Source organism: Chitinophaga sp. (assembly GCF_035564935.1).
Classification (GTDB): domain Bacteria; phylum Bacteroidota; class Bacteroidia; order Chitinophagales; family Chitinophagaceae; genus Chitinophaga.
Genome location: NZ_DATMTE010000391.1, coordinates 1 through 9,979, shown reverse-complemented (window position 1 = coordinate 9,979; position 9,979 = coordinate 1). Strand labels below are relative to the sequence as shown.

Annotated in this window: 6 protein-coding genes; 1 reads left to right on the top strand and 5 read right to left on the bottom strand. The window is 47.0% G+C overall.

The window, feature by feature from the left end; genetic code table 11:
• Positions 1 to 265 (bottom strand): alpha/beta fold hydrolase (locus tag VN105_RS10305; protein WP_325640504.1); only part of this gene is annotated, 265 nt, incomplete at its 3' end.
• A gap of 431 nt (positions 266 to 696) precedes the next feature.
• Between VN105_RS10305 and pbpC the strand changes: the two genes are divergently transcribed.
• The gene (gene pbpC / locus VN105_RS10300; RefSeq protein ID WP_325640502.1) at positions 697 to 3,114 is read left to right on the top strand and encodes a penicillin-binding protein 1C; all 2,418 of its coding nucleotides are present in this window, start codon (positions 697 to 699) and stop codon (positions 3,112 to 3,114) included.
• Here the strand turns inward: pbpC and VN105_RS10295 are convergent, their stop codons facing one another.
• From VN105_RS10295 to VN105_RS10280, 4 genes are all read right to left on the bottom strand, one after another.
• Positions 3,115 to 5,379 carry a GH92 family glycosyl hydrolase gene (locus VN105_RS10295; RefSeq protein ID WP_325640500.1) on the bottom strand — a complete coding sequence of 755 codons (2,265 nt, stop codon included), beginning with the start codon at positions 5,377 to 5,379 and terminating at the stop codon, positions 3,115 to 3,117.
• Positions 5,380 to 5,404: 25 nt separating this feature from the next.
• Positions 5,405 to 7,408 (bottom strand): FAD-dependent oxidoreductase, encoded by a 2,004-nt coding sequence (locus VN105_RS10290; RefSeq protein ID WP_325640498.1) that lies wholly within the window; start codon positions 7,406 to 7,408, stop codon positions 5,405 to 5,407.
• A 29-nt stretch (positions 7,409 to 7,437) separates the two neighbouring features.
• Positions 7,438 to 8,661 (bottom strand): MFS transporter, encoded by a 1,224-nt coding sequence (locus VN105_RS10285; RefSeq protein WP_325640496.1) that lies wholly within the window; start codon positions 8,659 to 8,661, stop codon positions 7,438 to 7,440.
• A 13-nt stretch (positions 8,662 to 8,674) separates the two neighbouring features.
• The coding region (locus tag VN105_RS10280; RefSeq protein WP_325640494.1) for a hypothetical protein at positions 8,675 to 9,979 on the bottom strand (1,305 nt) is incomplete at its 5' end.

Below are 9,979 nucleotides of genomic sequence, written 5' to 3'. Positions count from 1 at the left end.
CCAGCGCCAGGTTATCGAACGTATACTCAAATGCGGCTAACGCCGGGATACTGCTTTGGCCAAATCCCGGGTAATCCGGGGCAATCACATGATACCTGTGCGCCAGGTCCCGGATCAGGTCGCGGTACATGTGTGATGTAGACGGAAAGCCATGCAGCAGCAGTATTACAGGTGCATTTGCCGGGCCGGCTTCGCGATAAAAAATGTTGAGATTATTAACGGTAATTGTTTTGTGGAGAACGGTAGTGGTGGTGAGTGTTTGCATATGAATATAATTTTGTACTATTTAGTACATTATTGGTTTAAAAAAATACCGTGCTATGCGCCGGTTATTACAACAGTAACCTGTTGACATAAAGGTATATATTTTACCAATTGGTACAAAATATATTTTTAATTTAGGTAGATGGATAAATTGATGGGGTAATCAGGTATTGGATCTTATAACATATACCACTGCTATGTAAGCAGCATTCTGCTAAAACATCCGTTCCTGAAGCGCTCAATGCTGGCCGATATGCGTCGGAACAGAAATATTACTGCAATTAGCTTCATTTCCTTTTAAGCAAGGCCGGGGCACTATTATTGTCAACGGGATAACTGTTGCTACCAGTAAACCACCTGTCTTCCTAAAATAATATCTCTTCAAATTCCCCTCCCGCTTTACCAGTTTCAAAACAATCAATTAACCTATCTTTGAACGCGCATAAAAAAGTAATGAAGTACGATACCCTTAAACAATGGTGCATCAAAAAAAAGTGGTGGCTTACAGGCGCCGCTGTTATACTCATTGCCTATTATTTTTGTTTACCGAAACAGCTCTTTACCAGTCCAACTTCCTTTGTGCTGGAAGACAGCAACGGCGATCTGCTGAATGCCAGTATTGCACCGGACGGCCAGTGGCGGTTTCCCTATAATGCGCATGTACCGGACAAATTCGAAAAGTGTATTGTGGCTTATGAAGATAAACGCTTTTACTACCACTGGGGAATAGATCCCATTGCTATTGGCCGGGCTATTAATCAAAATGCACGGGGCCGGAAGGTAGTAAGCGGCGGCAGTACGCTCACTATGCAGGTAATACGACTATCGCGCAACCAGCCACGTAATATCTGGCAGAAAATAACCGAAGCGGTACTGGCTACCCGGCTGGAGTTTGCAGCTTCTAAAAAGAAGATTATTGCCTTATACGCAGCCAACGCTCCTTTCGGCGGTAACGTAGTTGGGCTGGAAGCGGCTGCCTGGCGGTACTATGGCCGCAAAGCCGATTTGTTGTCGTGGGGCGAAATGGCAGCGCTGGCAGTACTGCCCAACAGCCCTGCACTGGTACACCCCGGCCGCAACCGGGTAACGTTGCTGAATAAACGAAACCAACTCCTGAATAAGTTATATCACCAGCATACTATCGACAGTATTACCTGCCAGCTGGCCAAAATGGAGCCATTACCGGATCAGCCGCTGCCTTTACCACAGGAAGCGCCGCATTTGCTGGACCTGTTCCGCCGCGACTACCAGCAGCAGCAAACAGGCGAACCTACACGCATCAAAACCACTTTGATGGCCAACCTGCAGCATAACGCCACCGCCATCGCAGAACGGTATCACAATAGCTATAAAGCCAATGGCATCAACAATGCAGCAGTGCTGGTGCTGGATGTGGAAACCGGCAATACGCTTGCCTATGTAGGAAATATCTATCACCCTTCAGACCCTGAGCTGGAAAGCCATGTAGACATTGTACAGGCCAGAAGAAGCCCCGGCAGCACGCTCAAGCCTGTATTGTACGCCGCCATGCTCAATGATGGCCTCATATTGCCCAATACACTGATCCCTGATATTCCAACGCAAATTGCCGGCTATTCCCCCCAGAACTTCGACCTGGGATATGATGGCGCCGTTCCCGCTTCCCGCGCACTGGCCCGGTCGCTGAATATCCCGGCTGTACGCATGTTGCAACAATACCGTTACGAACGGTTTCATTCCCTGTTGCAGAAAATGGGAATCACCACATTGAATAAACCGGCCGATCACTATGGGCTGTCCCTCATCCTTGGCGGCGGCGAAACCACCCTCTGGGAAATGTGCGGCATGTACGCCAGCATGGCCCGCACACTGCTGCACCTGGATCAATACAAGGGTAAATATGACATGGACGATATTCATCCGCCCAACTACCGGATTAATACCCGGTCTCCCTCAAAGTATGGGTTAAGCAAAGATGGCTTGCTGGATGCCGGCTCCATCTGGTACGCCTTCCAGGCGATGACGGAAGTAATGCGGCCCGGTGAAGAACTATTGTGGCAGCAATTCTCTTCTTCACAGCGCATTGCCTGGAAAACAGGCACCAGCTTTGGTTTCCGCGACGGATGGGCCATTGGTGTAACGCCCCAGTATGTAGTAGGGGTATGGGTGGGAAATGCTGACGGAGAAGGCCGACCCGGCCTCATAGGCGTGTCTACTGCTGCTCCCATCCTGTTTGATGTATTCCGTTTACTACACACCAGCGGCTGGTTTGATCCGCCTTATCAGCAAATGAAAAAAATTGAGGTATGCCGCAAAAGCGGCTACCGCGCCGGCGAGCTGTGTGAGGAAAAAGATTCTATTTATGTGCCGGCAGCAGGTATCAGGGCAGGCGTATGTCCTTACCATCAGCTGGTGCATCTCGACAGAACCGGTCAGTGGCGCGTAACGGAAGCCTGTGAATCGCCCTCGCTTATGCAACACAGATCGTGGTTCGTATTACCGCCTTCACAGGAATATTACTATCGCAGCAAAAATTATTACCAACAACTGCCACCTTACAAACCCGATTGCCTGGCCTCACTGGGGCTGGACAAGGCGCCCATGGAACTGATCTATCCACGGCCCGGCGCCCGTATATTCGTTCCCGTTGAAATCGACGGGAAACCGGGGCAAACCATCTTTACCGCCACACACCGTAATAATGCCACCAAAATATTCTGGCATCTCGACAACAATTTTATCGGCGCTACTACAGAGTTTCACCAGATGGCCCTGCACCCCGCCGCCGGAAAACATACCATTACACTGGTAGACGAAAACGGGGAGCGGATTGAGCAAACATTTGAAATTTTAGATAAGGAAAGAGAATAACTATTTACTAAATGAATAAGGATAAGCGGATTTATCTGTCCCCCGGCTTTTATCAGGCACAGCAGACATTTTCACCTTCATACGGCCTCCTTTCTGCAACTCATTGTAACTGATCCAGTTTTTGTGAGAAAACCTGTTGTTTAGTTTTACAGACTGAACATACCGGTTCGTTGTATCATCAGCCACTGCATTAATGGTAAATTTTTTTCCGTTCTGTAGGTAAAGTGTAGCCCTTTTAAACAGTGGCGCCCCCAGTACATATTGGTCTGTAGCAGGACAAACAGGATAAAAACCCAGTGCTGAAAAAATATACCAGGAAGATGTTTGTCCATTATCCTCATCTCCGCAATAGCCATCAGGAGTAGGAAGATAGAGCTTATCCATTACCTCCCGCACCCAGTACTGTGTTTTCCATGGCTCGCCGGCATAGTTGTACAGGTATATCATATGCTGAATAGGCTGGTTGCCATGCGCATACTGCCCCATGTTCATCACCTGCATTTCCCTGATTTCATGGATCACTTTTTTATAATAACTTTCATCAAATACAGGTGGCATATTAAAAACGGAATCCAGCATGACGGTAAACACCCGTTCTCCGCCCATTAAATTAATAAGCCCCTGTATATCATGAAATACGCTCCAGCTATAGTGCCAGCTGTTGCCCTCCGTAAAAGCCCCGCCCCATTTTACAGGATTGAACGGCGCCTGGAAGCTACCATCCGTATTTTTCCCCCGCATTAATTTTGAGGAAGGATCAAACAGGTGACGATAGTTCTGACAACGTTTTGCATAAAGATCAATTTCTTCCTGCGGGCGCTTTAATGCTTTGGCCAATTGGTAAATGGTAAAGTCGTCGTATGCGTATTCCAGCGTCCTGGCAGCGCTTTCATTAATACCGGCATCAAATGGTACATATCCCAGCTTATTGTAGAACTGTACCCCTTTACGGCCTACCGCCGTCATAGGCCCTTCATTGTTGGCATCTTTCAAAAGCGCCTGGTATAAAGTATCAATATCATAACCACGTATTCCTTTCAGATATGCATCTGCCACTACGGAAGCGGAGTTATTGCCTACCATGATGTTCCGGTAACCCGGGCTGCTCCATTCAGGCAGCCAGCCTCCTTCTTTATAGGCATTTACCAATCCTTCCTGCATCTCACTGTTGATATCAGGATATAACAGGTTCAATAAAGGGTACAGTGAACGGAAAGTGTCCCAGAATCCTGTACCGGCATAGAGCTTACCCGGCATTACTTTCCCGTTATAAGGACTGTAATGGACAACTTTTCCGGCGGCATCAATTTCATAGTGCTTCTGTGGGAAAAGCAGGCAACGATAAAGACAGGAATAAAATGTGGCTGTCTGTTTATCCGAACCGCCTTCTACCATCACTCTGCCCAGGTACTTACTCCAGGCATCCTTTGCGTGTTGCTTCACCGCCTCAAAATTATCTCCTGCTATTTCCCGTTGCAGGTTCAAATCCGCCTGCGCCGGGCTAATGAAAGAGGATGCCACTTTAACATTCACCTGCGTACCTTTTCCTGCAGCGAAACCAATCACGGCGCCTGTATGCCCGGCACTACCTTCCAGCAGGTCTTTCGTTAACGTACCATCTTTCCAGAGATAGGAAACAGTGAACGGCCGATCGAAAAGAAGCACAAAATAATTCCTGAAATTACCGGGTACACCACCTTTATTTTTGGTGGTGTAACCAATGATCTCTCTTTCCCCGGGGATGATTTTTATGTAAGAACCCATATCCATAGCATCCACTATCACAAATGCACTGTCGGTAGCAGGATACGTAAAGCGGAAAGCGGCAGCCCTTTCCGTGGGCGTTATCTCCGTTTTCACATCGTAATCAGCCAGGTATACACTATAATAATAAGGTGTTGCAATTTCCGCTTTATGGGAAAACCAGCTGGCCCTGTCGGCCTCCTTAAATACTGCGCGTTTGGTAACGGGCATAATGGAAAATTGCCCGTAATCATTCATCCATGGAGAAGGTTGATGGGTTTGTTTGAAACCCACAATTTTTGTTGCATCATAAGTATAGGCCCATCCGTCGCCCATTTTACCGGTTTGCGGCGTCCAGAAATTCATGCCCCAGGGCACTGCAATGGCAGGATAGGTGTTACCATTTGATAAATCATGACTGGAAGCCGTTCCTACCAGTGGGTTCACAAAGGAAACGGGATCCTGTGCCTTTGATATACTGCATATCATCCATCCGCACAAACATAAAAATAACTGCTTCATTCTTTGTACTTACGTTAAATGATTATTAGTGTGCAGGCACCAGTAATACGGCATCCGCCACAATTACGCCACCGGCTTCCCTGTTGGAAATGGTTACTCCTGCTTTTTTGCCTGCCGGCAGATCAAATTTCCCGAGATGTACCCATTCTCCGCTCGTTTGCCCGTTAACGATCACCTTCTCCTTCACAATCGTTATCTCTTTAGACTGCCTTCCATCAAAAACGGTCACTTTGGTAGCCGGAGATATATTGTTGATTCTTGGCAGCACATAAGTATAGATGTCATAGCTTCCACTCTTCTTTACTTCGGGTATAAATTTCACCGACTTTGGCTGGTCATTTACAACGGAATAAAAAGCTGACGGACCATAGGTTCCACCTTTTTTCAGCGCCCATTTACCTGTTATCTCCACGTGAGCAGTATCATCATTATCTACCAGTATTTCCGGCGTGCTGCCATTCAGCAAGGGGTTTGCAGCCAAAAGCTTCTGTATCTTACCTACATCTACCTGCTGCACGGTAGTTCGTTCATCAACCGCAAATGCCGCTGCTATTGCGGCCGATTGTCCCAGTACCATGAACACTGGTTCCATCCTGATAGAGCCATAACCAATATGACTGGCGGATAAGCAAACAGGCACAAGTAAATTTTTACATTCGTTTTCTTTAGGCGTCAATGAGCGGTAAGCAATAGGATAGGGGCCTGCTCCTCCTTTCTCCACATCGCCTTCATTCTTCACCATTCCGTTTATTACAAGTCGCTGTGTATTGTGCGAATCCATCCCATAAGCCGCCATGCCTATGCCATCCGTTACTATTTCCTTCCGTTCGCAATTGGCTTGCGTCATCACATAGGCGCCACGCATCCTGCGGGCTTCCCTGATATACATTTGCGGGCTCCAGTGGCCGTTATCCGCATATTCATCTTTCGGATATCCCCAGTTCAACATGAACAGGCGCACACTATCCGGGATACGCGGATCATGCCCTATAAAATACAGCAGGCCTTTGTTATACAACTCATGCTCCTTCTGGATCCTTTCCCTGGTGGTGTAATCCCCATCCGGATACTCCCAGTTCCTGCCTATCATATCCGTAGAAAAACCGCCACCGTTATTGATATCTGTTTTATGATTGGGCATCAGGTCAAATTTCAGTATCTCCCTGATATCATTTGGCGCGGTGAGCTTTGCGATATAACGGGGTAGTAACTCATAGCGGCTGGAATCATAGTCCTCCGGGCGGGTTATAGGTATCCTGTTGGCAGGATCGTCGGTTAAACAAATGCGGAAATTATATGCCTGCACATGGTTATCACCACTGCCTATGGGCGCCAGCTTCGCATTGCTGATACCCCATAACAAACCGCTGGATGGATTGCCGGGTATCTTATACGGGTCTACACCATCGGGCACCTGGTTGCCATGCTGCGGAGTGGCAGGTGGCTGCACCTGTACGCCATTGTACGATTCGTTGTAAACTGCGGAAGACTCCCTTCCTACCATATAAGACACGCCGGCCCTTGCCATCAGGTCGCCTTCATAAGAACAATCAATAAAAACCGTTGCACGGATAGTTTTTTGCTGTTGAGACGGAGCCGCTGTATTCTCCAGCGAGATCTCCTTTATAAATCCATTTTTCTTTACTGCTGATACAATCCTCGACTGGTAAAGCACCGGTACACCGGCTTCCCTGATGTACTGCATAAACACATCTTCCGCCACATGCGGCTCAAATATCCAGGATTCAAACTGGCCATAGTGCTTACCCACCCTGCGGTAAAAATCAATTCCCAGGCCGGTCACTGCGTATTTATTACCGATATCAGTATAACCCAATCCGCCGGACGACATGCCGCCGAGATGTTTTCCCGGCTCTATCAACAACACCGACTTCCCCATTTTTTTTGCTGCATATGCCGCCATTACACCACCGGATGTGCCACCATACACGCATATGTCATAGGTTTGTTGTGCCTTTGCAGTCATTGCAAAAATAAGCGCTACAAAAAGAAAGTTTCTTTTCTTCATCATTTATATGTTTTGAAGAGATAATAATTTTATTCTGTGTAGTTGAGATCTTTGGAGAAAGTTTCTTCCATCTTCCATACTGCGAGCAATGCAAGCAGGACTGTAACAATGCCTACTACACCCGCGGCAATGGTAACGCCATGATGATTCTTCAACAACAAAAAAGCGGGTGTAAAAACATTTACGCTTCCGCGTACAAAATTAGGGACCGTGGTGGCTACCGTGGCCCGCATATTAGTACCAAACTGTTCTGCCGCGATAGTTACGAACAAGGCCCAGTAACCAATGGCATATCCCAGCAGGCCGCATAAAGTATAAAAAACAGCTACACTTTGTGATCGCTGGCTTAGGTAAACAGCTATTGCCAAACAGGTGAGCATCACAAAAATAAACACCGTTTTTCTCCTGCTTTTCAAATACTGGCTTAGCAAACCACTGCTCATATCGCCCAGTGAAAGCCCGATATAACAAAACATCACCGCCTTGCCTGCTTCCACGGGAACTGTGATTCCTATTGCTTTTCCGAACTCCGGTGAAAAAGTGATCAGGATACCGATAACGAACCAGATAGGTAAACCTATCATTATACATCTCAGGTATTTAAAAAATATTCTGGAAGAAGAAAATAAAGAGAAGAAATTACCACGCGACCTGTTTTCCTTCTTCACTTCTTTAAAAATACCGGATTCAAATACATTGAACCGGAGCACCAGTAATGCCAATCCCAGTCCGCCGCCAATAAAATAAGCGATCTTCCAATCGAACATATCCGCAATAAAATAAGCCAGTACCGCGCCCAATACACCCACAGAAGCCACAATAGCGGTACCGTAACCCCGGATCTCCTTTGGAAGTATTTCCGCTACCAGTGTAATACCGGCGCCAAGCTCGCCTGCAAGACCTATCCCTGCTATAAAACGCAAAATGGCATATTGATCCACCGTTGTTACAAAGCCGTTGAGAATATTCGCCACGGAGTACAGCAGGATAGAACCAAACAATACCGACAGCCGTCCTTTCTTATCTCCTGTAATGCCCCATAAAATTCCACCCAGCAGCATTCCTGCCATTTGCATATTGATCAGGTAGATACCCTGTTCCATCAGTTCACCATCTGCTACGTGCAGGGCCTTTAAACTTGGAATACGCACAATGCTGAATAGCAACAGGTCGTAGATATCAACAAAATAACCCAATGCCGCTACAATCACCGGTATGGAAAGCAGCTGGCCTATCCTTGTATTTTTTTGCATAATGTTTCGCTGATTATTGATGAATGCCGGCTGCTTTAAGCGTTTCGGCAGCATTGTGCTGCATCCTGATCCGCCATAAAAGCTCTTCAATGGAAACCACCTTTGTTCCTTTATCAAGAAGGTCTTTCGTCCATTTCACCGGCGTTACACCGCGTTCGCCCGCAGTATTTTTTTTATCTTTTGTAACAATGGAATGATGTGTGGCGCTATCGCTGAAATGTGACCAGGCATGTACAATGGTCCAGTTCAGTTGTTTATTGGCGGAAGGAGATGGCGCGTTATCTTCATTGATCCAGCCGGCAACCTGCACAGGATCGCCCGAGCCTTTCCTGCTGAGATTGGCCCATAGCTGGTATTTACAGGTGACTACGGGAATGGCTGTTCCCTTTTTATTTTTTACCCAGAAAACTTTTCCATCGCCACCGTTATAAGGCGAGTACTGCACAGCTATCATACCTGTAAGGTCTTCTATCTCTTCAGCATATATCCTGTATGCTTCCATGGCCTCTTCACCGGAAACATCTTTACAGATAAAACCGAAAACCTTTGTGCCTGTTGCTTTCATTTGTGTATTGATCATACCTGCATATTCGCGAAGCAGCTTTTCCCTGTCTGGTCTTAATCTGGCAAAGAGATCGGGGTAATAATAGCCGCCTCCGTATTCCACTACCGAAGTATGCCCGGGCTGGGTTTTCACCAGGTAGCTGTATACATCGCTGCCAGCCTGCGACAGGTTAAGCACGCAGCTGGTGAACGACATGGGGATCCGCTCATTGTATGGATTGCTCCAGTAATCTTTGCTGTTAAGAAAATTGCCAAACGTCCATTGCATGTTATCGCCATCGCTCATTACAAACGCATGGTAGTTGGCATGCTCCAGCCAGTTAATATCCTTTGGATTGAGTGTGCGCACCTGTGGTAATTTACTGGCGGGTGGTATCGACAACAAAGGCAGGTTCATACACCAATCTGAAGCTGTATTTATGAGCCCCCAGCTGGTACATGGCTCTATGTGTTTAAATTCCTCGCCTGCATTCCAGCCTATTACGGGCGAGAGCGGTTTCACCCATTTAATAACAGATTGGAAAAGAGTATCAATACCATAATACACTACGCTTTTTTGCGCAATCGCATAGTCCCTGTTATTGGAATAGCCGGGATTGCCTATCACCAACAGGTGAGGATTCAACTCAGGCAATAATTTCCGGAGAACGGTGGTATCCAGAACCGCCTGCGTGGCATCGTATAGCTTTTGCAGCCCCCTGCTTCTGGCTGTAGCTTCTTGTGTAACATCTATTAAAATCCCTTTTTCCAGTGC

Bases quoted from the DNA above. Each gene is read 5' to 3' on its own strand.
- VN105_RS10285 (WP_325640496.1), bottom strand. From the start codon at position 8,661: ATGCAAAAAAATACAAGGATAGGCCAGCTGCTTTCCATACCGGTGATT.
- VN105_RS10295 (WP_325640500.1), bottom strand. From the start codon at position 5,379: ATGAAGCAGTTATTTTTATGTTTGTGCGGATGGATGATATGCAGTATA.
- VN105_RS10290 (WP_325640498.1), bottom strand. From the start codon at position 7,408: ATGAAGAAAAGAAACTTTCTTTTTGTAGCGCTTATTTTTGCAATGACT.